This window comes from Terrabacter sp. P2_E3 (genome assembly GCF_056403915.1).
In genome coordinates this window covers 583,602-606,981 of record NZ_JBFUEN010000003.1, presented here as the reverse complement: position 1 = coordinate 606,981, position 23,380 = coordinate 583,602, and the positions used below count along the sequence as shown (strand labels likewise).

Below are 23,380 nucleotides of genomic sequence, written 5' to 3'. Positions count from 1 at the left end.
GATCACGTGCGACCCTGCCACGTACAACGGCGCTGCACTGCAGCCGTGCACGGCGACCGTTCACGGCGCCGGCGTCGTCACCGGCACAGCCACCGCGCAGTACACCGACAACACCAACGCCGGGACCGGCAGCGTCCGGGCAAGCTACGCCGGCGACGCCAACCACTACGACAGCTCCAAGACCGCGTCCTTCACCATCGACAAGGCTGACTCCTCGGTGACGATCATGTGCGACCCTGCCACGTACAACGGCGCTGCACTGCAGCCGTGCACGGCGACCGTTCACGGCGCCGGCGTCGTCACCGGCACAGCCACCGCGCAGTACACCGACAACACCAACGCCGGGACCGGCAGCGTCCGGGCAAGCTACGCCGGCGACGCCAACCACTACGACAGCTCCAAGACCGCGTCCTTCACCATCGACAAGGCTGAATCCTTGGTGACAGTGACGTGCGCAGCAGGTCCGTACACCTACACCGGGACCGCGCAGACACCCTGCACCGCGACCGTCACCGGTGCGGGCGGCCTGTCCCAGGACCTCGACGTCGACTATGCCGACACGAACCTCAACGCCGGCACAGCCCGTGCCTACGCTGAGTACGAGGGCGACGCAAACCACACGGGCGACACGGACGACAAGTCCTTCGAGATCGGCAAGGCCACGCCCGTCGTGAGCCTGAGCTGCCCAATGGACGTCATCTACGACGGAGCAGCACACCCGTGCACCGCGGCGGTCCAAGGCGTCGGAACCGAACTCGCCAGCGCATCGGTCACGGTCGCGTACAAGCGCGGCGCATCCAGCACGAGCGACGTCACCAACTCTGGGACGCTCGATGTCAACGCGTCCTACGCGGGTGGCGACAACTACGCTGCGGCGAACCAGGCTGGAATGCTCGTCATCGGCAAAGCCACGCCCGTCGTGAACGTGGGCTGCCCCACTGGTGTCCTCTACGACGGAGCAGCACACCCGTGCACCGCCGCCGTGCAGGGCATCGGCACCGAGCTCGCCGGAGCCCCGGTCACAATGACGTACTCCCGTGGCGGGACCGTCACGACGGACGTGACAAGCGTCGGCACGGTCGCCGTGGTGGCGTCCTACGCCGGGGGCGCGAACTACACTCCCGCCAGCGAGACCGGCACGTTCACGATCGCCGCTTGGAGGACCCAGGGCTTCTACCAGCCTGTTGACATGGGCTCCACCGTTCTGAACACGGTCAAGGCCGGCTCGACCGTGCCGCTCAAGTTCGAACTTTTCAGCGGATCCACCGAGCTGACGAGCGTGTCGGCCGTGAAGTCGTTCGGTGCGAAGCAGATCATCTGCGGTACGACACCGGCTGAGGACGCGATCGAACTGACCACGACCGGCGGCACCAGCCTTCGCTACGACAGCACCGGTGGCCAGTTCATCCAGAACTGGCAGACGCCGAAGGCATCCGCAGGCACGTGCTACCAGGTCACCATGAGGGCCCAGGACGAGAGCACCATCACGGCATACTTCAAGCTGAAGTAGCCGGCGCAGCAGGGGAGGACGGGCGCACCACGACGACGTGGTGCGCCCGTTCTGCGTCTGCGCGGGATGCCCCTCAGTCGGGTGCGGCCGCTGGGATCAGCAGCGAGAAGGTCGCTCCCCCGCCAGGTGTCTCCGTCACATCGAGCCGGCCACCGTGTGACCGGACGATCTGCGTCACGAGCGCGAGACCGAGCCCGACGCGCCGCCCTCCAGAGCCGCCGTCACCGCGGGAGAAGCGGCGCGACAGGTTCTCGACATCAGCGGCATCGACCCCGTGACCGTGGTCGACGACGTCGACGCGGACCTGACCGTCCTCGACGCCCGAGCGCACCTCGACCTGGGTCCCCTTCTCGGAGTGGGCGATCGCGTTGTCGACGAGCGCCAGCACCGAGCGACGGAGGCTCGGCCTCACTCCCAGCACTGCGACCCCTCCAGCCCCGGCCACCTCGTCGACGAGCGTCACCCCGTGGTCCGCGGCATACGGCATGAGCGACGTGACGACCTCCGAGGCGAGGGCACCCAGGTCGACCCGCTCGGCCACCTCGTCGACGTGCTCGAGCTGCGCCGAGAGCAGCAGGTCGGAGACGACGTCGGCCATGGCCTGCGTGTCGTGGACGAGCTGGTCGACCTCGGCGAGCCGCCGCGCCGCCGCCGAGTCCCCGCCGCCAGCGACCGCAGCGTCCGCGGCGACATGTCGACGCAGCATCTGCGCCCGGGTGCTGATGACGGCCAGAGGAGTGCGCAGCTCGTGCGAGGCGTCGGCGACGAACTGGCGCTGCAGCTCCATCGCCTCGCCGAGCGGGCGGACCGCGCGCCGCCCCGCCAACAGCCCGGTCAGCGCAGCCAGGAGCACCCCCACCACTCCGGCCGCCGCGGTCGACACGAGCAACCGCTGCTCCTCCCCGGTGTGCAGGCGGATGTCGTAGACAGCGACGTAGCGCACGCCCTCGCGCTGGTCGACCCACGCCGGCCACGAGCGACCTTCGGCGGCGAGGCTCGTCGCACCCGACACGTCCGGCCCCACGGCAGAGGCCGCGGCGGCCAGCTCGGGAGGCATCGACCGGGTCGCCTCGTGACCGGAGTCGGTCAGTTTGACGAGCCACGTGCCGGGCGGCGCGTCCACGACGTCGTCCGCCGTCCGGGCCGTCGTCTCGGTGCCCCCGCGGATCTCGGCGAGCTGCTGCCGGTCGAAGAGCACGGCCGTGCCGATGATGGCGAGCAGCACGACGAGGGCCGTGGTCGCACCGACGCGCAGAGCCACCGACCGCGATGCCCGTCGCAACGGGTCGCGCTCCCCCACGGCCGCCCGTGAGCGCCTCCCCATCAGGAGGCCCCGAGCCGGTAGCCGACCCCGTGCACGGTCTCGATGACGGACTTCCCGAGCTTGCGGCGCAGGTAGTAGACGTACGTGTCGACGGCGCCAAGCGTGTCGGCGTTGTCGAAGGCCGCGACGAGCAGCTCGTCCCGGGTGAAGACCCGCGTGGGCCGGCGCGCCAGCGTCTCGAGCAGGCGGGCCTCGCGGCCCGACAGCATGACCTCGCCGTCACCGCCGACGAGCCGCTGCTCGGCGACGACGAGCCGTCGCTCACCGACGGCCAGCTCCCCGGCCGCACCACCCATCGGGCGCAGCAGGGCCCGCAGCCGCGCGAGCACCTCGTCGACGTCGAAGGGCTTGACGACGTAGTCCTGCGCCCCCGCGTCGAGACCCTCGACGCGGTCGGCCACGGTCCCACGCGCCGTGAGGAAGAGCACCGGCGCCGTCAGACCCCGCGAGCGCAGGCGCGTCACGAGGTCGACCCCCTCGATGCCCGGCAGCCCGCGGTCGACGACGAGCACGTCCCAGTCGTCGACGAGGCCACGGTGCAGGCCCGCCTGTCCGTCGCGGACGGCCGTGACGGCATACCCCTCCTCGCCGAGCAGCTCGGTGAGCATCTGCGAGAGGTCGGGGTCGTCCTCGACGAGGAGCAGCCGTGGGCGGATCGGCGACGCGGTCATGGCCCGAGCCTCCCTTTCGTGTCTCATAACTTTCTGAGATCGGCTGCCCACCATCGACTGTGTGAGCACCACCATCGCACCACACCGTGGGACCCCGAGCCGGGTCCGTCGAGCCCTGCGTGCCGGCGCGGACTTCCGCCGCTGGCAGGCCCGCACCGGCGACCTCCTCGAGACCCTGGCCATCGCGAGCCTGCTCGCCGTCGTGGCGCAGTTCCTCCTCGGCGGAGGCAGCCACGACCTCGTCGCGGGCACGAGCAGCACCACCCTCATCGCCGTCGGGCGCCTCACCGGCCTCGTCGCGATGGACCTGCTGCTCATCCAGCTGCTCCTCGCCGCCCGCGTGCCGTGGATCGACCGCGTCTACGGGATGGACCGGGCGCTCAAGGCGCACCGCATCCTCGGCCGCGTCACGGTGCCGCTCGTGCTCGTCCACGTCGGCGCCATCGTCATCGGCTACGCGGCGCGCGACGACCTGCACGGCCCGTTCGCTCCGGTCGTCGAGTCGTTCCGGCTCCTCACCGGCGGCAGCGACCTCCTCTTCGCCTTCATCGCCACCGCCCTGCTCGTCGTCATCGCGGTGACGTCGGTCAGCATCGCCCGCCGGCGCCTGTCCTACGAGTGGTGGCACCTCGTGCACCTGACGGCGTATGCCGCCGTCGTCCTCGCGGTGCCGCACGAGCTGTCGATCGGCTCGGACTTCACCGCCTCGCAGTGGGTGCGCACCTACTGGTGGACCCTCTTCGTGATCGTCGCGGCCAGCGTCCTCTGGTGGCGCGTGCTCGTCCCCGTCGCCCGCAGCCTGCGCCACGACCTGCGCGTCACCGACGTCGTCGAGGAGGCCCCCGGCGTCTGGTCCGTGTGGATGAAGGGCCGTCACCTCGACCGGCTCCCGGTCCGCGCGGGGCAGTACCTCAACTGGCGCTTCGTCAGCCCGCGGCTGCTCGCGACCGCCCACCCGTGGTCGATCTCGAGCGCCCCCGACGGCCGCCGCCTGCGCATCACGGTGCGCGAGCTCGGCGACCACTCGAGCCGCCTGGCCCACCTGCGACCCGGCACGCGCGTCCTCTTCGAGGGCCCCTACGGCGCCTTCACCTCCCGCCAGCGCGTCCGCCGTCGCGTCCTGCTCCTCGCCGCCGGCATCGGCGTCACGCCGGTCCGCTCGATCCTCGAGGAGCTCGTGCGCCACGGCCACGCCGGCCCCGGCGACGTCACGGTCGTCTACCGCGCCAACGACGAGTCGCAGCTCGCGCTGCGCGACGAGCTCGAGCACCTGACTGCGGTCGGCGGCCACCAGCTGCTCCTGCTCGTCGGCCCGCCCGTCGGCGGCTCGTGGCTGCCGCCCGACCACTCCGGTGGCCGGCCGGTCCCCGATGCCGAGCGCCTCGCCGAGCTCGTCCCCGACCTGCGCCGGCACGAGGCCTACCTCTGCGGCCCCGGCGGCTGGATGAACCTCGTCCACCGCAGCCTCCTCGAGGGCGGCATCCCCAAGGCCCACATCCACGACGAAAGGTTCTCCTGGTGAGGAAGGCAACGTCTGCCCTCGTCGGCTTGGCCGGCATCGTCACGCTGAGTGCGTCCTGGGCGACCGGGCTCGCACCGAAGCACGCCGCCGTCACGGGCGTCCACATCCTGTCGTCGGCCAAGGCCGGCACGCCCGTCGCCGCTGCGCCGCCGAAGCCGTCCGGCAGCTCGAAGGCCTCCGGCTCCAAGCCGACGGGCGGCTCGAAGACGTCCAGCGGATCGAAGACGTCGGGCGCCGCGCCCAAGGCCACCACTGCGGCACCAGCGTCCGGCACCGTCGACGGCGCCGTCGTCGGGACGCAGTACGGCTCCGTGCAGGTGCGGGTCAGCTTCACGGGCAAGAAGATCACCAACGTCCACGCCCTCCAGCTGACCGACAGCTCGCGCACGTCGGTGTCCATCAGCGCCGGCGCCGCGCCGACCCTGAGGCGCGAGGCGCTGGCGGCGCAGTCGGCGCAGATCGACGTCGTGAGCGGCGCCACCTACACGAGCGAGGCCTACCAGCAGAGCCTCCAGTCGGCGATCGACGCCGCCCACCTGGGCTGACGAGCCCCCACGATCCGCACCCCGAGAGGGTGCCCGCGACGCGGCCCGCCGATCTTCCCCTGTGGTCGGCGGGCCGCACCTTTCCCCGCGTCGGACAGCACCCGGCACACACTCCCGACCGATGGCGTATGCCGGGTGCCGCGGTCCGCGTGCGACGCGGGGTTCGCGAGCCGCTGCGGGTGCGTGCAGATGTCGGTGCATTCGAGGCATCCGGGACCTCGTGCTCTGTCATGATGCGCTCGCACCACCACTTCTCACAGGGGCTCCTCCATGTTCAGACGCCGGCCGTTCGCCGCTGCCCTGACGCTTGCGCTCGTCGCGCCCGTCACGGCCTTCGCCACCTCCCCCGTCGCGTCCGCGGCTCCGACCCCGACGGCGAAGAAGGTCGTGGCCAAGCACCTGCCGCGGCTCTCCCGCACCGGCGGCCACACCCGCGCCCACGACCCGCACACGGTCCTCGTCAAGTTCAAGACGACGGCGTCCAAGGCCAGCCGGGACCTGGCGCTCACGCGTCGAGGAGGACATGCCGGCGCGCAGGTCGGGGGCACGAGCTTCGTCAAGGTCACGACGAACGGTCGCGCCGAGGAGCTCGCGAGCAGGCTCGGCGCCGACCCGTCGGTCGCCGAGGTCACGCTCGACTACGTGCGCTCCGCCGCGGCCACGCCGAACGACCCGGCCTTCGGCTACGACCAGGACTACCTCAAGACCGTCCGCGTGCCGACCGCCTGGGATCGCTCGAAGGGCTCGCTCACCCAGGTCGTCGCCGTCATCGACACCGGCGTCAACGGCAAGCACCCCGACCTCGTCGGCCGCACCGTTGCCGGCTACAACGCCATCAGGAACGTCGGCATCGCCGCCGGTGCCGCGAGCGACGACAACGGCCACGGCTCGATGGTCTCGGGCATCATCGCCGCCGCGACGAACAACGGTGTGGGCATCTCGGGCGTGGCCTGGAACGCCAAGATCATGCCGGTCAAGGTCCTTGACGGCACCGGCAACGGCACCGACTCGGACGTGGCCGAGGGCGTCAACTGGGCCGTCTCCCACGGCGCGAAGATCCTCAACCTCTCGCTCGGCGGAGACGGCGACAACCCGGCACTGCACGACGCCGTGAAGAATGCCGTCGCCAAGGGTGCCGTCGTCATCGTCGCCGCAGGCAACTGGGGTGACGACGTGCCGCAGTACCCCGCGGCCTATCCCGAGGCGATCGCCGTCGGCGCCACCGACTCGACCGGCGCCCTGACGGACTTCAGCAGCTACGGCCCGTGGATCGACGTTGCCGCCCCCGGATGGGGCATCCTGTCGACGCGCCTGGCCGACACGTACTACTTCGGAGACGGCACGTCGTTCTCCGCGCCGATCGTGGCCGGCGTCGCCACCCTGATCCGCACCCAGTCGCCGGCCCTGACGCCGGCGCAGGTGCTCTCGCGGCTCAGGTCCACAGCGCGTGACGCCGGGCCCCGCGGCATCGACCCCTACTACGGTGCCGGCGTCGTCGACGCGACGAACGCGCTCGGCGGCGGCTGGGCCGCCGACTTCGCCCAGCCCGCCCCGTGGATCGGTGAGCCCAACGATGTGCCCGTGCGCGCCAAGACGCTGGACCAGGCCAACTACGGTCTCATCGACGTCGAGGGCGACGTCGACTGGTACCGCTTCACGCCGACGGCCCTGCGGGCGGCGAGCGTCACGGTAGGCCCCTCGTACAACAACGCCGACGACGCCCAGAACCTCGACCCCGTGCTCGCCGTCTACGACAAGAACCTCCGGCTCGTCGGGCAGGTCGACGCCAAGGGACCCGGCGAGAGCGAGACGCTGACGTTCCGACCATCAGGCGACGAGTACTTCTTCACGGTGCGCAACTTCAACGGCAACCGCACCGACGCGTCCTACGTCGTCGGCGTCGACTCCGCCCCCATCGGTGAGTTCGACCCGTCCGTCCTCTTCCCGGTCGCGTCCGTGGCCGGCGGCAACGCGGCACTGGGCGCCACCGCGGTCGGCGACCTCACGGGTGACGGCAGGGTCGACGCCGTGGCCACCGCGGCCGCGCCCGGCACCGGGGCGCAGCTCTACGTCTTCGCCCAGACCAGCTCGGGGACGTTCGGGGCCGCTCGGCCGTACGGGACCGTGGACTCCTCGCTCGCCCACAACGTGGTCGTCGCCGACGTCGACCGTGACGGACGCCGGGACGTCGTCGTCGCGACGGATCTCGGCGTGCAGGTTCTCCTGCAGACGGCAGCCGGCGACCTCGCACCCGCCACCCTCGTGCCTGGTACATCCGGCGTGACCTTCGTCGAGACCGCCGACCTCGACGGCGACGGTCGCACCGACCTCGTCACCTCCTCTCCTGCGGGCGTCACAGCGCTGGTGCAGCAGGTCGACGGGTCGTGGGCCGCCACGGTCGTCTCCGACACTCACGCCACGGAGCTGGAGACCGGTGACCTCGACGGCGACGCACGCCCCGACGTGGCGGCCGTCGCGGCCGACGGCGTCCGCGTGCTGCACAACACGACCACCGGGTGGACGAGCACCACTCCCGTCGCCGTCGCCGGCGCCGTCCACCGCGGCATCGAGGTGGCCGACGTCAACGGCGACTCGCGTGCGGACCTCGTGGTCAGCACCGGCGAGGTCGCACCCTCGTCGCAGATCGTCGTGCTGACGCAGACGAGCACGGGTCAGCTGGCCGACCCCGTCGTACGCAGCACCACCGACTGGCCGACTTCGGTCGAGTCCGGAGACGTCGACGGCAACGGGCGACCTGACGTCATCGCCCTCCACGAGAAGTGGGGCCACGTCACGGTCGAGTTCCAAGGGCAGGACGGCACTCTCGGCGCCACGGGCTACGGGCAGACCGACACGGTCCAGGACTTCGGTCCCGGGGCGCTGGCCGTCGGCGACGTCACCGGCGATGGCAGCCCCGATGCGGTCGTCGCGACCGACAGCGGCCTCCGCCTCGTCCGCAACGGCGGCGCCTCCACGCCGGGGACGACTCAGCTGTGGGTGAGGAGCACGTCGCCCAACGACTTCGGGTCGGGGACGACGCAGACCTACACGCCCACCGTGACGTTCGCCCGCGACGTCGTGCCCTCGAGCGTCACGACGTCGACGGTGCGGATCCTCAACGGCCGCAACGGATCCGCAGTCCCCACCACGGTCAGCTACGACGCCGTGAAGCGCACCGCAACGGTCAGGCCGACGTCGCCGCTCTACGACGACGCCCCCTACCGGCTCACGGTCTCCGGCGTGAAGGACACGTCGGCAACGACGATGACGACGGCATACTCCTCGACGTTCCGCACGGTCGACGTGGCACCGAAGGGCGTCGGGGCGTTCAGGGCGACAGGCGCGCTGCGCGCGGCGACGCTGACCTGGACGGCGCCGGCGGTCAACGACCTCGACCGCTACATCGTCCGGATGGCCACGGGATCCACCCCGCCGGCGAACGTCACGGCCGGCACCGGCGTCTACTCGGGCACGGCGCTGAGCGCGAAGGTCAACCTCGCCCAGGGGACGACGTACAGCTTCCGCATCTGGGCCAAGGACCGCTCGGGCAGGTACAGCCCGGCATCGTCGGTCAAGCTCGTCGGCACCGCGGAGACCATCGGCTCCAGCACGACGTCGCTGACCAAGGGCCGCTTCGTCACGGTGAGCAGCAAGCTGACCCGCCGCGACACCAGTGGTCCGATCTCCGGCGTCCCGGTCCAGCTCTACTGGCGCAAGGTCGGCTCGACGACGTGGAACCTCACGGCCACGCGCACGTCGAGCTCCGTGGGCACGGTCTCCTACGCCCACGCCCCCAGCGCGTCGGTCGACTACATGTGGGTCTACCGCGGGTCGAGCGCCTACGTCGGCTCGAGCAGCGCACTGCGCCGGGTCACCGTCCGCTGACGCGCGGGCGTCCGCCCCCCTCCACTCGAGTGAGCGCCCAGCCCCACTCGAGTGAGCGCCCCGTCCCAGTCGAGTGGCCCCGTTCTCACTGCAGCTGCGTGAGAGCGGGGCCTCTCGACGGTGGGGTCAGTGCACGATCGGCCTGGCGGCTCGTGGTCGGCCGGCGCGGTCAGAGCCAGCGGTAGCGGCGCTCCGGGCGACCGGTCGTGCCGTAGCGAAGGGTCACCTCGGCCTGGCCGAACGACACGAAGTGCTCGAGATAGCGACGGGCACTGACCCGCGAGATGCCCACGGCCTCAGCACATTCCGTCGCGGACAGCGTCTCGCGCGACTCGCGGAGCGCCTTCTCGACAGCCTCCGCCGTCTCGGCGCTGAGGCCCTTCGGCAGCACGGCCACCGGACCGCGGCCGACCGGCTGCGAGGTGAACGCCGCGTCGATCTCCTCCTGCGTCAGGTCGTCGCTCAGGCCGCGGGCCCGCTCGGCGGCATACGTCCGCAGCCGTTGCTCGAGGTCGGCGAAGGCGAAGGGCTTGAGCAGGTAGCCGACGACGCCCTGCCGCACCGCGCCCCGCACCGCGTCGGCCTCCTTGGCCGCGGTGATGACGAGCACGTCGCAGGTGTGCCCGGCCGCGCGCAGGCGGGTGACGACGTCGAGCCCGAACGCGTCGGGGAGGTAGAGGTCGAGGAGCACGAGATCGGGCCGGAGCGACTCGACGAGGGCCACGGCCTCGTCGCCCGTCTGAGCCGTGCCGACGACCTCGAAGCCGTCGATCCGCTCGACGAAGCCACGGTGGATGCGAGCCACCATGAAGTCGTCGTCGACGACGAGCACCGTGGTCATCGCTTCTCCTCCGCGTGCCCGATGGCGGCCTCGACGGTGAGGCGGGCGACGAACTTCGCGCCCGTCGGGGTGTTCTCCACCTCGACCTCGCCGCCCCGACGTTGGCAGATCAGGCGCGTCAGCGCCAGCCCGATGCCACGCTCGCCCGCCCGGGCCGCCTTCGTCGTGTAGCCGTGGGTGAAGACCTCCGTCACGACCTCGGGCGCAATGCCGGGCCCCGAGTCGACGACGCTGACCTCGAGCGAGCTCGCGTCCTGGCGGATCGTCAGCTCGACCCACTTGTCCGGGCCGTCGGACGACGCCGCAGCGTCGATGGCGTTGTCGACGAGGTTGCCGACCACGGCCGCGACGTCGGCCGAGTCGCGCGGGCCGACGCGACCGAGCGACGTGTCGTCGGAGACCCGCAGCTCGACGCGCCGCTCGGTCGCCTGCGCGGCCTTGGCCATGACGAGCGCCGTGACGGCGGTGTCGCGGATGCGCCGCGAGACCGTGAGGTCGAGCTGGGCACGGTGCTCGCTCACGGCGTCGACGTAGCCGACGACCTCGTCGTACTCGCCGAGCTGGATGAGCCCCGAGATCGTGTGCAGCTGGTTGGCGAACTCGTGCGCCTGGGCCCGGAGCAGCTCGGTCGTGCTGCGGAACGAGCCGATCTCGCGCTCGAGGTCGGCGAGCTCGGTGCGGTCGCGCAGGGTCGTCACCGAGCCCAGCGGCCGGCCGTCCTTGCTGACCTCCATGCGGTTCATGACGAGGACCCGGCCGCGGCGCAGGACGACCTGGTCGCGAGGCCTCGTCCGGGCCCTGTCGCCCGCACCGTCGCCCGTGGCGTCATCCGCAAAGTCGCCCGTGGCGTCATCCGCCTCGCCACCGTCGTCGGCCCCGACCACGGCATCCGAGGACTCGCTCTCGTCCGTCACCCCCCGGAGCACGTCACGCAGCCGTGGACCGATCGGGAGGTCGTCGAGACGCATCCCCACGGCGTGCTCCGGCAGGTCGAGCAGACGCTGGGCGACGTTGTTGACCAAGGTGATCCGCTCGTTCGTGTCGAGCGCCACGACACCCTCGGCGAGTCCGAAGAGCATCGCCTCCCGACTCTCGGCGAGGCCCGTGATCTCGGCCGGCTCGAGCCCGAGCGTCTGCCGCTTGATGCGCCGGGCGAGCAGCCACGAGCCCACGCCTCCGAGCACGAGGGCGATGCCCAGGTAGGTCGGAAGGTACGACGAGGCCCCTTGGAGGCGGTCGAGGGCGGACGGCATACGCACGGCGACCATGACGGTGCCGAGCTGTGCCCCCACCGGCAGCACGGCGGGTCCAGTCGCAGGCGGGTCGTAGAGAAGTGGGCTCTGCGCGACGAGCATCCGCTCGCCCTGGACGTCCATGACGCCCGTCCAGCTCGCCCCCTCACCGACGGCCGGCGCGCCGAGCGGGATGCGGGTCTTGTCGATCGTCGGGTCCGACGACACCCGGGCGACCTCGTCGGCGTCGGCCAACGTCACCGATGTGACGTCGTACTGGGTCACGACGGACTGGGTGATGGTGGGCAGGACGTTGACGACGCCGCCTGGGCTCATCTCCGCGCGCACGATCGGGGTGCTGGCGACCTGCTCGGCGATAGCCGCGATGCGCCGGCCCTCGGTCCGGGTGAACGTCGACTCCGACTGCGCGAGGGACACCAGTGCGACGGTGACGAGCACACCGAGCAGGATGACCATCTGCACGACGAGCAGCTGCCCGGCGAGGGAGAGGCGACCGAAGCGGCCCGGTCTCTGCGTGACCAAAACGAACTCAACCTTCATTGCTGACACAAGGGCGACACGGCGTCGTGACGCAGGCCACGATCATGCCGTTCCAGCCACAGAACGCGAAAGTAGACCTCAACGATGAGCACTCGCACTCCCGCCCGCAGGTCCGTCCTGCTCGGCGTCACCGTCGGCGTCACCGCCCTGGCCCTCTCGGCCTGCGGCGCCACCGCCAAGAAGGACGACGCCGCCACCGGCGCGGCCGGTGGCTCCCCCGCCAGCAACCTCCAGATCATGGTCCCCAACGCCCCCGGCGGCGGCTACGACACGACCGCCCGCACCGCGGCGAAGGTCATGGAGGCCGCCAAGATCACCAGCGCGATCCAGGTCTTCAACCTCCCGGGCGCCGGCGGCACCGTGGGCCTGCAGCGCACGGTCAACGAGAAGGGCAACGGCAAGCTCGCCATGCAGATGGGGCTCGGCGTCGTCGGCGCGGCCTACACGCAGAAGAGCCAGGCCACGCTCAACGACACCACCCCGATCGCCAAGCTGATCGAGGAGGCCGGCGCGATCGTCGTGCCGAAGGACTCGCCCTACCAGGACGTCAACGCGCTCGTCGCGGCGTGGAAGGCCGACCCGAAGAAGGTCAACGTCGGCGGCGGCTCGTCCCCGGGCGGACCCGACCACCTGCTCCCGATGCAGCTGGCCAAGGCGGTCGGCATCGACCCCAAGACCGTCAGCTACATCGGCTTCGACGGCGGCGGCGAGCTGCTCCCGGCCCTCATCGGCAACAAGATCTCCTTCGGTGCCAGCGGCTTCGGCGAGTTCCTCGACCAGGTCAAGGCCGGCCAGGTCAAGGTCCTCGCGGTCACGAGCGAGAAGCGCATCGACGCCCTGCCCGACGTGCCGACCCTCAAGGAGTCCGGCATCGACCTCGTCTTCACCAACTGGCGCGGCATCGTGGCCCCTCCCGGCATCTCCGACGCCGACAAGGCCACGTGGATCGACGCGCTGACGAAGATGCACGCCTCGCAGGGATGGAAGGACGAGATGGAGAAGCGCGGCTGGACCGACGCCTTCGTCACCGGTGACGCGTTCGGCACCTTCCTCAAGGAGCAGGACGCCTCGGTCGCCGAGATCCTCACCACCCTCGGACTGGCCAACTGACCATGTCGGACCACACCCCCGACCCCACGCGCGACGCGCCCGCCGGTGCTGTGACCAGCACCGGCGGCACGTCCGCCGTCATGTCCGACGGGGTGGCCACGCAGGGCCGCGGGGATCGCGCGCAGTACGGCATGTGCGCGTTCCTCGCGGTCCTCGGCGGGCTGCTGCTCTTCGATGCGGCCCGCATCGGCCACGCGACGAGCAGCAACGACCCCGTGGGTCCCCGTCCCGTGCCGATCATCCTCGGCATCCTGTTGCTCGTGACCGCCGTCCTGTATGCCGTCGACGTCTACCGCGGCGGCGTCGGCAGCGCCGAGGAGGGCGAGGACGTCGACCTCTCGACCGGCTCGGACTGGAAGACCCTCGGCCTGCTCGCCGGCTTCTTCGTCCTCAACGCCGTGCTCATCGAGCCGCTCGGCTGGGTCATCAGCGGCACCATCCTCTTCGCCGGCTCAGCCTTCGCCCTCGGCAACCGTCACCACGTGCGCGGTCTGCTCTTCGGCCTGGGCCTCGCGCTCGCCACCTTCTACGCCTTCGCCATCGGGCTCGACGTCAACCTGCCCGCCGGCGTGCTGCAAGGAATCCTCTGATGGACAACTTCGCCAACCTCATCGACGGGTTCGGGCACGTCCTGACCCCGATGAACCTGCTCTTCGCCCTCATCGGCGTCACCATCGGCACCGCCGTCGGCGTCCTCCCCGGCATCGGCCCGGCCATGACCGTCGCGCTGCTCCTGCCCGTCACGTACGGCCTCGAGCCGACCCAGGCCCTCATCATGTTCGCCGGCATCTTCTACGGCGGCATGTACGGCGGCTCGACGACCTCGATCCTGCTCAACACGCCCGGTGAGTCCTCGTCGGTCGTCACGGCCATCGAGGGCAACAAGATGGCCAAGGCCGGCCGGGCCGCGCAGGCGCTCGCGACCGCGGCCATCGGCTCCTTCGTCGCCGGCACGATCGGCACCCTGCTGCTCGCGCTCGTCATGCCGCAGGTCGTGAAGTTCGCGGTCAGCCTCGGCGCCCCTGAGTACTTCGCGATCATGCTGCTGGCCTTCGCCGGTGCGAGCGCGGTGCTCGGCAGCTCACGCATCCGCGGCTTCGCGGCCCTGCTCATCGGCCTCGCCATCGGGCTCATCGGCATCGACAAGGTGACCGGCCAGCAGCGCATGACCTTCGGGACCGCGCAGCTCGCCGACGGCATCGACGTCGTCGTCGTCGCGGTCGGCATCTTCGCCGTCGGCGAGGCGCTCTGGGTCGCGGCCCACCTGCGGCGCAAGGCCGCCGGCGTCATCCCGGTCGGCCGCCCGTGGATGGGGCGGGACGACTGGGGCCGCTCGTGGAAGCCGTGGCTGCGCGGCACCGCCTTCGGCTTTCCGTTCGGCGCCCTCCCCGCGGGTGGCGCCGAGATCCCGACCTTCCTGTCCTACATGACCGAGCGCAAGCTCTCGAAGCGACCGGAGGAGTTCGGCAAGGGCGCCATCGAGGGCGTCGCCGGACCCGAGGCCGCCAACAACGCCTCGGCCGCCGGCACCCTGGTCCCGATGCTCGCGCTCGGGCTGCCGACCAACGCGACGGCCGCGATCATGCTCGCCGCGCTGCAGGGCTGGGGCCTCGAGCCGGGGCCGCTGCTCATGGAGAAGCAGCCGGTGCTCGTCTGGACGCTCATCGCGAGCCTCTTCGTCGGCAACACGATGCTGCTGCTGCTCAACCTGCCGCTCGCCCCTGCCTGGGCCAAGCTGCTCCAGATCCCGCGTCCCTACCTCTACGCCGGCATCCTCTTCTTCGCCTCCATGGGGGCGTATGCCGTCAACGCCCAGCCGTTCGACCTGCTCCTGCTGCTCGCGCTCGGCATGGTCGGCTTCGCGCTGCGCCGCTTCGGGCTGCCGGTGCTGCCGCTCATCATCGGCGTCATCCTCGGCCCGCTCGCCGAGCTGCAGGGGCGTCGCTCGCTCCAGCTCTCGGGCGGCGACCTCAGCGGTCTCGTCGGCGGCCCCGTCGCCTGGGTCTGCTACGCGATCATCGCGCTCGTCCTGCTGTGGCCGCTCGTCGGCAGGCTGATCGGCCGCGGTCGCGGACGCGGCGGCGACGGTCCCGGCACGGGCGTCGGCCCGAGCGCTCCGGAGACGACGGAGGTCATGGCATGACGATCCTCGTCGGCTACATCCCGACGTCGCAGGGCGAGGCGGCCCTCGCGGCCGCGATCGCCGAGGCGAAGGCGCACGACGAGTCGGTGCTCGTCATCAACATGTCCCGCGACGACAAGCTCGTCGACGCTCACCGCGCCGAGGGCTCGGACCTCGACCGGCTCGACGCCGACCTCGCCGAGTCCGGGGTCACGCACGAGGTGCGTCGCATCGAGCACGGCACCGACCCGGCCGACCAGCTCCTCGAGCTCGTCGACCGGGAGCAGCCCCGGATGCTCGTCATCGGCATCCGGCACCGCAGCGCCGTCGGCAAGCTGCTGCTCGGCTCGACCGCGCAGCGCCTGCTGCTCGACGCCACCTGCCCGGTCCTCGCCGTCAAGGCGAACTGAGCGAGCCGGCATACGCCCCCGTTCGAGGTGATACCGGAGGCCACGGTGCTGCCGGTATCACCTCGACGCGCGCCCGGCCCCTGACGGTTCGAGATGATGGCGGGCGCCCCCTCGGTGCCGTCATCACCTCGAACCGGGGACAGGTCAGGCGGGGGCTCGGGAGACGCCGACGTGGCGGGCGACCTCGGCGAAGCCGGCGCGCTGGTAGAGCCCGATCGCGGGCCCGCCGTCCTCGGCGACGATGACGAGCCGCCCGACGGCCGGGTCCTCGAGCGCCCACTCCCCCGCGGCACGCACGAGCGCCCCGGCGATGCCGCGCCGCCGGTGGCTCTCGAGGGTGACGACGTCCTGGTAGCGGGCGAGGTCGCCGAGCCGCACGATGCCGAGGTTCGCCACGAGCCGGTCGCCGTCGAAGGCCCCGAACCAACCCGCCCGCCCCGACTCGACGAGCCCGCGCTGCGCCGCCGCCCGCCGCCGCTCGAAGACGAGACGCCGGTCGCGCCGGTCCTCGGGGGTGTCGCTCCCGCCGACGTGGGCCGACTGCTCCCAGTCGTCGTCGGACTCGAGCGCCCGGATCCGTATGCCGTCCGGCACCTCCGCTGCCACCGGCACCGACGTCGTGGCGAGGTCGACGTCGACCTCGACGTCCCAGCCCTGGGCGGCCCAGGCCGCGGTGTCGCCGCCGTCGTGCGTGAAGGCGATCGCTCGGTGGTCGGCATCCGGGAGCTCCTCCTCGAAACGTGCGGTCCAGCGCTGGACCTCGTCCGAACGGGCCGCGGAGGGCACGAGCAGGAAGTTGCCCCACCAGAAGGTCGGGTTTGCCTCGGTGCGCACGACGAGGTGGTCGCCGTGTTCGGTCACGGTGGAGCCCTGCAGCCGCAGCAGGTCGAGGTCGGTGGTCAGCCCGGGACTGTCGATGCGCACCCCCCGATCCTTCCACCGTCGACATGCCACGCCGACGAACTTCGGCCCTTCGACGGTGAAGGGGCAGGCGGGTCAGCCGGCGACGCAGGCGCCGGTGTCGACCTGGGCTCCCGCCGACATGGCCTCGTCGAGCACCGGTTTGGCCTCGGCGAGCGTCAGCGCGTAGCCGGTCGCGTCGTCCTCGAGCGACTTGGCGAAGATGACACCGACGACCCGGCCATCGGTGTCGAGCAGAGGCCCGCCGGAGTTGCCCGGCTGCACGGTCGAGGCGAGCGAGTAGATCTCGCGGATGACGCGCTCGCTGCCGTAGATGTCGAGCCCGCGGGCCTCGAGCTGGGCCCGGACGCGGGCGGACACGACCCGGTAGGGGCCGTCGAGCGGAAAGCCCGGGACCGCGGCCGACTCGCCGCGCTTCAGCTCGCCGCCGAGCGGGAGCGCCGGCAGCGCCAGGCCCGGCACGCTGAGCACGGCGAGGTCGCGACGGGAGTCGAAGACGATGACACGCGCCCGGAGCGTCTGGTCGCCGCCCTCGACCCGCACCTCGTCGGCGCCGGCGACGACGTGGGCGTTGGTGACGATGCGGCCCGGGGAGAGCACCCAGCCGGTGCCCTCCTGGCCGCGCTGGCACGACTGGGACTGGGTCGTCACCTTGACGACGGACCGGCCGGCCGCGCGGATCGCCGCCGACTGCGCGACAGCGGGGTCGGGGTCCTGCACCGGCGTGATCGGCTCGGGTGCGAGATCGCCGAACACCTGCGGGAAGCCCTGGCTCGACAGGAAGCCGCGGAAGCTCGCGAACACCTGGCCGGTCTGCTCGGGGACGACGGAGTTGACGACCTGCAGCACCTTCGAGTCGGCCATCGCCTTGGACAGCGCCGGGTTGCCGGCCGTGCGCAGCGCACCGCCGATGAACCAGATGATGAGGCTCGCGGCGAGCATGACGACGATGCCACCGAGGACCGAGTCGACCTGACGCAGCGAGGTCTGGCCGACGCGGCGCCGGATCCGCGCCCCGAGGAGGCTGCCGAGGTACTGGCCGAGCCACCCGAACGCGACGACACCGAGGATGAGCACGAGCACCCGGGTTCGGTCGTTGTCGGCAACCGACTGCCACCGTGCCAGCATCTCGGGCAGCTGCCACACCGCGAACATCGCGAAGGCGAAGAAGCCGACGAGCGAGAAGACGCTCTGGATCAGCCCCTGCCGGTAGCCGGAGTAGCCGTACGCCAGCAGGAGCAGGACCAGGGCGATGTCGAGCACGACACTGCCGGTCATGACCGCCTCCCTCCGAGGTAGCGCTCGGGGAGCTCGCGCCGGATCTCAGGATCCCACGGCCGGGAGAGTCCGCCGAGCTCGAGGACGCTGCTGACGAGCCCGGCGGTGAAGCCCCACAGGAGCAGGTGGTCGAGGTCGAAGCCCGGTCCGACGTAGCCCGAGGGATGCGTCACCGAGAAGCGGGTGGCCGGGTCGACGAGGTGCGAGACGGGCACCGAGAGCACGTCGTGCACCTCGGCCGGGTCGCGGACCCCGATCGGCGAGGGCTGCGCCCACCAGCCGAGCACCGGCGCGACGACGAACTGGGCCGGCGCGAGGAAGAGCGAGGGCAGCTGGGCGACGACGTCGACCCCCGACGGGTCGATGCCCGTCTCCTCCTCGGCCTCGCGCAGCGCGGTGGCGACGAGGTCGTCGTCCTCGGGGTCGCGGGAGCCGCCCGGGAAGGCGATCTGGGCCGGCTGGGTGCGCATCGTGTGCGAGCGCTCGATGAGCACGACGTGCTCGCCGTCGTCGTCGGCGCCGGCGGGTGGGGGGCCGAAGAGGATGAGGACCGCCGACTCGCGGCCGCCCTCCTCCGGCGGCAGGAAGCGGGAGAACCACTCGGGAGCGACCTCCTCGAGGCGCACCGCGAGCTCGTCCATCCACGCCGGACGCGGCACGGTCCCCGCCCCGGGCGTCGGGGAGGGCTCGATGGAACCCGACCTGCCGGCATACGCGATCCGGCTGAGCGTGTGGGTCACTTCGGCGCCAGCTCGTACTTCAGGAGCTTCGCCGCCTTGTCGGGGTCGGTCTCGCCGGCGCCGTAGCTGGGGCACCAGCGCGCGACCGGGCACGCCCCGCAGGCCGGCTTCTTCGCGTGGCACGTGCGGCGGCCGTGGAAGATGACGACGTGGCTGAGCATCGTCCAGTCCTTGCGCATGAAGAGCGCGCCGACCTCGTGCTCGACCTTGACCGGATCCTCCTCCTCGGTCCAGCCGAAGCGGCGTGCGAGGCGGCCGAAGTGGGTGTCGACGGTGATGCCGGGGACGCCGAAGGCGTTGCCGAGCACGACGTTGGCCGTCTTGCGGCCCACACCCGGGAGCGTCACGAGGTCCTTGAGGCGCGGCGGCACCTCGCCGTCGAAACGCTCGACGAGGGCGATCCCGAGCTTGATGAGCGAGTCGGTCTTGGCGCGGTAGAAGCCGGTCGGCTGGATGATCGTCTCGAGCTCGGTGCGGTCGGCGTTCGCGTAGTCAGCGGCCGTCGGGTACTTCGCGAAGACGATCGGCGTCACCTTGTTGACCCCGACGTCGGTGGTCTGCGCCGACAGGATCGTCGCGACGAGCAGCTCGAGGGGCGTGCTGAAGTCGAGCTCGCAGTGGGCATACGGGTAGCGCTCATGGAGGGAGCGGTACATCTTCCGGGCGCGCCGGGTCCGCGCCACAGGGGTCTCGTCGTCGATCACGAGGGCTCGGGGGGACACGGACGACACTGTATGCCGCCGCGCTGTCACCCGCTGTCCGCCTCCGTGGGGCGGTCGCTCGGGTCGCGTTCGTCCAGGGTTTGGTGCGGTTACGTCCCGGGCGCGTCCAAGGTTGCGCAAGAAGCGAACCCGAGGTGGGTACGTCCTGCGTGCACGGGAGGAGTCCGACATGTCAACGGATACGCGCACCGCAGCACCGACCCCGACCGGAGCCTCCGCGATGGAGGTCCCCGGGGAGCACCACGGGCTCGAGACGACCCTCGACCTGCTGGCCGGGATGGACCTCGCCCACGCGTCCGACGCCGACGTCGTCCGAGCCCTCGAGCTCATGGTCACCCATGCCGAGTTCCCCTGCCTCGGGGCCAAGTCCGTCTTCCGCCGCGGCAGCGTCGCGCACGCCGTCCTCGACGACATGACCGATCCCGACGTCCCCGGCCAGCTGCTCGAGCGCCTCGAGACGTTCGCCCGGGCCATCGAGGGCGAGAGTGGCTTCCACTCCTTCATCGCGACCTTCCGTGGACCACTGCCGAGCGACGAGTCCGCCTTCGAGTCGGCCCTCTTCGGGCTGCTCCAGCGGCTCCACGACGCCGACGACAGTTCTTGGGCCGACGGGGTGGGCTCGGACCCCAACGACCCGCACTTCGCCTTCTCCGCCGGCGGCACGGCGTACTTCATCGTCGGGCTGCACCCGGCCGCCTCCCGGGTGGCCCGCCGCGCGCCGCTGCCCACGCTCGTCTTCAACCCGCACGCCCAGTTCGAGGAGCTGCGCACCGAGGGCCGCTTCGACGGGATGCGCACGACGATCCGGCGGCGCGACGAGGACCTCCAGGGCTTCGTCAACCCGATGGTCGCCGACCACGGCGACAGCAGCGAGGCCATGCAGTACTCGGGGCGGCATCACCAGGCCGGCTGGGAGCCGCCCCTCGACGTCCACGACGCCGACTAGACGCACGCACGCACGCACGCACGACCCGACGACCCGACACACGACCGAGGACCACAGGGGAGCAAGGATGACGATCTCGCAGGACGCCCGACTCATGACCGACCGACTCTTCGGCCCGGGCGGCCCAGTGCTGCAACCGGCCGGCGACTACCGTGACGGCATGGACCTGACCCGGCTCGCCCCCCAGACCGGAGCCGCCTTCGTCCTCAGGGCCGGGCAGCGACTCACCGTCATCGACCCGACCGGCGAGCAGGTCAGCGACTTCTTCGCCGTCATGGACGACGACCGCGACGAGTGGTTCAGCTCGGGCCGCACGATCGACTACGCCAACTCGACCGCCGTGACGACCGGCAGCGTGCTCTACAGCAACCGGAGCCGGCCGATGGCGACCGTCGTCGAGGACACGTGCGGTCACCACGACATCCTGCTGACCCCGTGCTCCCAGCAGACCTTCGACCTGCTCTACCCCGAGTTCGAGGGCGCCTACCACCCGAGCTGCTTCGAGAACCTCGCGACGACCATGGCGGAGTTCGACGTCGAGCCCGACCGCATCTCGACCACGCTCAACATCTTCATGAACGTGTGGACCGAGCGCCACGGCGAGCTGCACATCGACCCGCCGACCTCCACGGCCGGTGACCGTTTCGTCCTGCGGGCCGAGGCCGACCTCGTCGTCGGCCTGACCGCCTGCTCGGCCGAGAAGTCCAACAACGGGGTCTGCAAGCCGATCGACTACCGCATCGACGACTGAGACGCGCGGCCCGAAACCCCTGTGGTGGCAGGGCGACGGTGGCGGCGACGTGGCACACTGACCCCGTGGATCTCGACGTGGTGAGGCGTGCGCCCCTGTTCAAGGCTCTGGACGACGAGGCGGCCTCCGCGCTGCAGTCGGAGATGAGCCGGTCGCACATGGAGCGCGGCGACGTGCTCTTCCACGAGGGAGACCGGGGCGACACGCTCTACGTCATCGCCGAGGGCAAGATCAAGCTCGGCCGCACGAGCCCCGACGGACGCGAGAACCTCGTCGCCATCCTCGGCCCCGGCGAGATGTTCGGCGAGCTCAGCCTCTTCGACCCGGGCCCGCGCACCATGACGGCCACGGCCGTCGCCGAGACGCAGCTCCTCGGCCTCGGCAACGACTCCCTCACGGCGATCCTCACCGGCCGCCCCGAGGTCTCCAAGGCCCTGCTCGCGGCGCTCGCGCAGCGCCTGCGCCGCACCAATGCCCACCTCGCCGACCTCGTCTTCACCGACGTCCCCGGTCGCGTCGCCAAGGCGCTGCTCGACCTGTCCGAGCGCTTCGGCCGCCCCGTCGAGGGCGGCATCATGGTCTCCCACGACCTCACCCAGGAGGAGCTCGCGCAGCTCGTCGGCGCCTCCCGCGAGACGGTCAACAAGGCGCTCGCGGACTTCGCGACGCGCGGCTGGTTGCGACTCGAGGCGCGCGCCGTGCTCCTGCAGGACGTCGAGCGGCTCAAGCGCCGGGCTCGCTGACTCGCGCCTCCCGCCGGTTGAGGTGGACACGCGGGCAGATCGCGTCGCCGAAAACCTCAACCGCTGAGGGACCAGCCGTGCGGACCGTTGAGCACGACGCGGTCGGCCTCGCCGGTGGCCAGGACGAGCGCCGCGTTGACGTCGTCGTTGCGTGCCACCCAGGCCTCGGCCTCGGCCGGCACCTTGCCGAACCGGACGTGGCGCTCGACGAGCCGCGACCGTCGCAGGCCGTCGTCCCCCGACACGAACCAGACCTCGGCGAGCTGGGCCCTGGCCCGCGCCCACCGCTCCTCGGGGAGCAGCAGGTAGTTGCCCTCGGTCACGACGAGACGGGCGGCCGGGGGCACGACCATGGCCGCCGCGATCGGCTGCTCGAGCGTCCGCTCGAAGCCGGGCGCGTAGACCCACGAGTCGGGCTGCTCGACGAGACGACGCAACAGGGCGGCATACCCGTCGGCGTCGAAGGTGTCCGGCGCACCCTTGCGCGACCGCGAGCCGAGCCGGTCGAGCTGGGCGTCAGCGAGGTGGAAGCCGTCCATCGGCACGTGGGCGACCCAGTCCGCACCCTTGCGAGCCGCGACGGTCTCGAGCAGCGCCTCCGCGAGGGTCGACTTGCCCGCCCCCGGCGCGCCGGCGATGCCGAGCACGACCCGGCGGCGGTCGGCCACGAGCGCCACCGCGGCAGCCGCGAGCTCCTCGATGCCGTGCACGGTCGGAGTCTCCCACCTCGTCACGGGTGGGTGCGGAGGTACTCCAGCTGCGCCTGCACCGACAGCTCGGCCGCCGGCCAGACGCTTCGCGGCACGTCGGCGTAGACCTCCTCGACGACCGCGTATGCCGTGTGCGCACCTCGGGCGACCGCGTCGCGCACCTGCCCCAGCCGTTCGGCGCGGTGCCTGAGGTAGAAGGTCACGGTGGCGGCCGCGTCGGTGACGAACGGCCCGTGACCGGGGAGCAGGCTCGTGACGTCCCCGGCCCGGGTCAGTGCCTCGATGCGGTCGAGCGAGGCGAGGTAGGCCTCGAGGCTGCCGTCGGGCCAGGCGACGACGGTCGTGCCGCGGCCGAGGATCGTGTCGCCGGTGAGCAGGGTGTTGTCAGCGGGGAGGACGAACGAGAACGAGTCGCTCGTGTGTCCGGGCGTCTCCACGGCCAGGATCTCGAGCCCGCCGACCGTGATGGTCTCGCCGGCCCACAGGTCGTCGTGCCCGCGCCCGAACGCGCGCACCGGGGCGCCGGTCAGCTCGTGGAACCGGTCGGCGCTCTCGGCGTGGTCGTCGTGCCCGTGGGTGAGGAGGGTCAGCGCGACCCGGCGCCCGGTCTCGGCGACCCGCGTCAGCACGTGCTGGAGATGGCCCTCGTCGAGCGGGCCCGGGTCGACGACGACGACCTCGTCAGAGCCCGGCTCGGCGAGCAACCACGTGTTCGTGCCGTCGAGGGTCATCGGCGACGGGTTGGGGCAGAGCACGCACTCGGCGCGCTCGCTCGTGACGCCGCCGTGCCAGCCGGGGTCGGCCGCGGTGCCGATCACCGCGACACGTCCCGGGGC

The 23,380-nt window shown here is 71.6% G+C and carries 21 protein-coding genes; 11 read left to right on the top strand and 10 right to left on the bottom strand.

Features of this window, described 5'->3' with window-relative positions:
* A partial coding sequence (locus AC1DW8_RS06115) for a PxKF domain-containing protein (protein WP_478092582.1) occupies positions 1-1,510 on the top strand: 1,510 nt, incomplete at its 5' end.
* Between the two features lie 73 nt (positions 1,511-1,583).
* Here the strand turns inward: AC1DW8_RS06115 and AC1DW8_RS06110 are convergent.
* Positions 1,584-2,771, bottom strand: a complete 1,188-nt coding sequence (locus AC1DW8_RS06110) for a sensor histidine kinase (protein WP_478092580.1) — start codon at positions 2,769-2,771, stop codon at positions 1,584-1,586.
* 62 nt (positions 2,772-2,833) lie between these two features.
* Complete coding sequence (locus tag AC1DW8_RS06105) at positions 2,834-3,505, bottom strand: response regulator transcription factor (RefSeq protein ID WP_056826568.1); 672 nt, start codon at positions 3,503-3,505, stop codon at positions 2,834-2,836.
* Positions 3,506-3,566: 61 nt separating this feature from the next.
* Between AC1DW8_RS06105 and AC1DW8_RS06100 the strand changes: the two genes are divergently transcribed.
* The 3 genes from AC1DW8_RS06100 (at position 3,567) to AC1DW8_RS06090 (ending at position 9,457) form a co-directional block, all read left to right on the top strand.
* Positions 3,567-5,027, top strand: a complete 1,461-nt coding sequence (locus AC1DW8_RS06100) for a ferredoxin reductase family protein (protein ID WP_056774003.1) — start codon at positions 3,567-3,569, stop codon at positions 5,025-5,027.
* Positions 5,024-5,572 carry an FMN-binding protein gene (locus AC1DW8_RS06095; protein WP_056826570.1) on the top strand — a complete coding sequence of 183 codons (549 nt, stop codon included), beginning with the start codon at positions 5,024-5,026 and terminating at the stop codon, positions 5,570-5,572. Before AC1DW8_RS06100 ends, AC1DW8_RS06095 begins: the two co-directional genes overlap by 4 nt.
* Positions 5,573-5,842: 270 nt before the next feature.
* The gene (locus tag AC1DW8_RS06090) at positions 5,843-9,457 is read left to right on the top strand and encodes a S8 family serine peptidase (protein WP_478092577.1); all 3,615 of its coding nucleotides are present in this window, start codon (positions 5,843-5,845) and stop codon (positions 9,455-9,457) included.
* Positions 9,458-9,626: 169 nt separating this feature from the next.
* Here the strand turns inward: AC1DW8_RS06090 and AC1DW8_RS06085 are convergent, their stop codons facing one another.
* Together AC1DW8_RS06085 and AC1DW8_RS06080 are read right to left on the bottom strand one after the other, a co-directional pair.
* Complete coding sequence (locus tag AC1DW8_RS06085; RefSeq protein ID WP_056774011.1) at positions 9,627-10,298, bottom strand: response regulator; 672 nt, start codon at positions 10,296-10,298, stop codon at positions 9,627-9,629.
* Complete coding sequence (locus AC1DW8_RS06080; RefSeq protein WP_478092575.1) at positions 10,295-12,073, bottom strand: sensor histidine kinase; 1,779 nt, start codon at positions 12,071-12,073, stop codon at positions 10,295-10,297. Before AC1DW8_RS06080 ends, AC1DW8_RS06085 begins: the two co-directional genes overlap by 4 nt.
* Positions 12,074-12,175: 102 nt before the next feature.
* Here AC1DW8_RS06080 and AC1DW8_RS06075 point away from each other — a divergent pair, with 102 nt between their 5' ends.
* From AC1DW8_RS06075 to AC1DW8_RS06060, 4 genes are read left to right on the top strand one after another with little or no spacing between them, the layout of a single operon-like run.
* Entirely contained in the window at positions 12,176-13,201 is a 1,026-nt protein-coding gene (locus tag AC1DW8_RS06075) for a Bug family tripartite tricarboxylate transporter substrate binding protein (protein ID WP_478092574.1), read from the top strand.
* 2 nt (positions 13,202-13,203) lie between these two features.
* Positions 13,204-13,791: a tripartite tricarboxylate transporter TctB family protein gene (locus tag AC1DW8_RS06070; protein WP_478092572.1), complete on the top strand. Its 588-nt coding sequence runs from the start codon at positions 13,204-13,206 to the stop codon at positions 13,789-13,791.
* On the top strand, positions 13,791-15,344 hold the full coding sequence (locus tag AC1DW8_RS06065) for a tripartite tricarboxylate transporter permease (RefSeq protein ID WP_056826575.1): 1,554 nt from the start codon (positions 13,791-13,793) through the stop codon (positions 15,342-15,344). The genes AC1DW8_RS06070 and AC1DW8_RS06065 overlap by 1 nt, the downstream gene beginning before the upstream one ends.
* Positions 15,341-15,733, top strand: a complete 393-nt coding sequence (locus AC1DW8_RS06060) for a universal stress protein (RefSeq protein ID WP_056774018.1) — start codon at positions 15,341-15,343, stop codon at positions 15,731-15,733. The genes AC1DW8_RS06065 and AC1DW8_RS06060 overlap by 4 nt, the downstream gene beginning before the upstream one ends.
* Positions 15,734-15,877: 144 nt before the next feature.
* On the opposite strand, the gene AC1DW8_RS06055 is transcribed toward AC1DW8_RS06060, so the two are convergent.
* The 4 genes from AC1DW8_RS06055 to nth form a co-directional block, all read right to left on the bottom strand.
* The gene (locus AC1DW8_RS06055; protein ID WP_056774021.1) at positions 15,878-16,657 is read right to left on the bottom strand and encodes a GNAT family N-acetyltransferase; all 780 of its coding nucleotides are present in this window, start codon (positions 16,655-16,657) and stop codon (positions 15,878-15,880) included.
* 72 nt (positions 16,658-16,729) lie between these two features.
* Complete coding sequence (locus AC1DW8_RS06050; protein ID WP_478092570.1) at positions 16,730-17,932, bottom strand: MarP family serine protease; 1,203 nt, start codon at positions 17,930-17,932, stop codon at positions 16,730-16,732.
* Positions 17,929-18,672 (bottom strand): NUDIX hydrolase, encoded by a 744-nt coding sequence (locus tag AC1DW8_RS06045; RefSeq protein ID WP_478092568.1) that lies wholly within the window; start codon positions 18,670-18,672, stop codon positions 17,929-17,931. The genes AC1DW8_RS06050 and AC1DW8_RS06045 overlap by 4 nt, the downstream gene beginning before the upstream one ends.
* Positions 18,669-19,328 carry an endonuclease III gene (gene nth, locus AC1DW8_RS06040; protein WP_235508717.1) on the bottom strand — a complete coding sequence of 220 codons (660 nt, stop codon included), beginning with the start codon at positions 19,326-19,328 and terminating at the stop codon, positions 18,669-18,671. Before nth ends, AC1DW8_RS06045 begins: the two co-directional genes overlap by 4 nt.
* A 235-nt stretch (positions 19,329-19,563) precedes the next feature.
* Here nth and gntA point away from each other — a divergent pair, with 235 nt between their 5' ends.
* The 3 genes from gntA to AC1DW8_RS06025 all read left to right on the top strand — a co-directional run bounded on the left by gntA (position 19,564) and on the right by AC1DW8_RS06025 (position 21,834).
* Positions 19,564-20,340 (top strand): guanitoxin biosynthesis heme-dependent pre-guanitoxin N-hydroxylase GntA, encoded by a 777-nt coding sequence (gntA, locus tag AC1DW8_RS06035; protein ID WP_478092566.1) that lies wholly within the window; start codon positions 19,564-19,566, stop codon positions 20,338-20,340.
* 67 nt (positions 20,341-20,407) lie between these two features.
* Positions 20,408-21,091 (top strand): DUF1989 domain-containing protein, encoded by a 684-nt coding sequence (locus tag AC1DW8_RS06030; protein ID WP_478092565.1) that lies wholly within the window; start codon positions 20,408-20,410, stop codon positions 21,089-21,091.
* Positions 21,092-21,156: 65 nt separating this feature from the next.
* On the top strand, positions 21,157-21,834 hold the full coding sequence (locus AC1DW8_RS06025; RefSeq protein ID WP_020145792.1) for a Crp/Fnr family transcriptional regulator: 678 nt from the start codon (positions 21,157-21,159) through the stop codon (positions 21,832-21,834).
* Between the two features lie 56 nt (positions 21,835-21,890).
* On the opposite strand, the gene AC1DW8_RS06020 is transcribed toward AC1DW8_RS06025, so the two are convergent.
* Positions 21,891-22,544, bottom strand: coding sequence for a nucleoside/nucleotide kinase family protein (locus tag AC1DW8_RS06020; protein WP_478092562.1), 654 nt, complete (start codon positions 22,542-22,544; stop codon positions 21,891-21,893).
* A 20-nt stretch (positions 22,545-22,564) separates the two neighbouring features.
* A complete protein-coding gene (locus tag AC1DW8_RS06015) occupies positions 22,565-23,362 on the bottom strand; it encodes an MBL fold metallo-hydrolase (protein ID WP_056774037.1) in 798 nt (265 codons plus the stop codon).
* Positions 23,363-23,380 lie beyond the last annotated feature (18 nt).